Source organism: Pseudomonas sp. HMWF006 (assembly GCF_003061205.1).
Lineage (GTDB): Bacteria > Pseudomonadota > Gammaproteobacteria > Pseudomonadales > Pseudomonadaceae > Aquipseudomonas > Aquipseudomonas monsensis.
Genome location: NZ_QAIU01000309.1, coordinates 1 through 1,573, shown reverse-complemented (window position 1 = coordinate 1,573; position 1,573 = coordinate 1). Strand labels below are relative to the sequence as shown.

The window sequence follows — 1,573 nt, the reverse complement described above, 5'->3', positions numbered from 1 at the left end:
TTGTTGAGCCTGGACAACGAAACCGTGTTGCATCGTCTCTACCATGAAGAGCAGGTGCGTCTGTTCGATGTGCAGAAACTGCGCTTCCGTTGCACCTGCTCACGCGAGCGTTCGGGCAACGCGCTGGTCAGTCTGGGTCTTGAGGATGCGCAGCAGTTGGTTCAAGAGAACGGCGGCAATATCGAGATCGATTGCCAGTTCTGCAATCAGCAGTACCTGTTCGACGCAGCCGATATCGCTCAATTGTTCGCTGGCGCAGGCGTCGACACGCCGTCAGATACCCGGCACTAAAACGGTTCAGCGCAGGTAAATTCACTGCGTAACGACGGAATTTCGCCGTTACGACGGGAGGACCCTACTCTTTTTGGGCTTTTCTGGCATAATCCGGCCCACTTTTTTCGCGGTAGTAGTGCACGACTTTCTACTACAAAACGTTTGGAGCACACTCGGCCACTGGCCGACGGGGAACCTCATGACGCAAGCCAATAACGCCGTGTACACCGATCTGAGTGTTGATGATCTGGTTAAAGAAGCCCTGAACCGCGGTGAGGGCGAGCTTGCCGATACCGGCGCTCTGGTTGTTCGCACTGGTCACCGCACCGGTCGTTCGCCGGTTGACCGTTTCATCGTTGAAGAGCCTTCCACCCAGGCCGCTATCGCCTGGGGCCCGATCAACCGCAAGTTCCCGGCCGACAAGTTCGACGCGCTGTGGGCTCGCGTAGAAGCATTCAACAACGCGCAAGAGCATTTCGTTTCCCACGTGCATGTAGGCGCGGCCGAAGATCACTACCTGGCCGTGAAAATGACCACTCAGACTGCCTGGCAGAACCTGTTCGGTCGTTGCCTGTTCATCAACCCGGCGCAGTACAACCCGGCCGGTCGTGAAGAGTGGCAAGTGCTCAACGTGGCCAACTTCGAGTGCGTGCCTGAGCGTGACGGCACCAACTCCGACGGTTGCGTGATCCTCAACTTCGCACAGAAGAAAGTGCTGATCGCCGGCATGCGTTACGCCGGTGAGATGAAGAAAGCCATGTTCTCCGTGCAGAACTTCCTGCTGCCGGCCGCTGACGTGCTGCCAATGCACTGCGCTGCCAACATCGGCGAAGAAGGCGACGTGACCCTGTTCTTCGGTCTGTCGGGCACCGGTAAAACCACCCTGTCGGCCGACGAAAGCCGTTACCTGATCGGTGACGACGAACACGGTTGGGGCGAAGGCGTTGTCTTCAACATCGAAGGCGGCTGCTATGCCAAGTGCATCGACCTGTCCGAGAAGAACGAGCCGGTCATCTGGAAAGCCATCAAGCACGGCGCTGTGCTGGAAAACGTTGTTATCGACGACGCCAAGCACGCCGACTACGCCGATGTCAGCCTGACCCAGAACAGCCGCGCGGCCTACCCGCTGGAGCACGTTGCCAAGCGTTCCGAGAAGAACCTGGGCGGCGAGCCAAACGCTGTGATCTTCCTGACCTGCGACCTGACCGGCGTCCTGCCGCCAGTGTCGATCCTCAACGAAGAACAAGCGGCCTACCACTTCCTGTCCGGCTACACCGCTCTGGTGGGCTCGACTGAAATG

General features: G+C 58.5%; 2 protein-coding genes. Both read left to right on the top strand.

Features of this window, described 5'->3' with window-relative positions:
- The coding region (locus DBR24_RS32055; RefSeq protein ID WP_256591437.1) for an Hsp33 family molecular chaperone HslO at positions 1–291 on the top strand (291 nt) is incomplete at its 5' end.
- A gap of 181 nt (positions 292–472) precedes the next feature.
- The coding region (locus DBR24_RS12640; RefSeq protein WP_146189027.1) for a phosphoenolpyruvate carboxykinase (ATP) at positions 473–1,573 on the top strand (1,101 nt) is incomplete at its 3' end.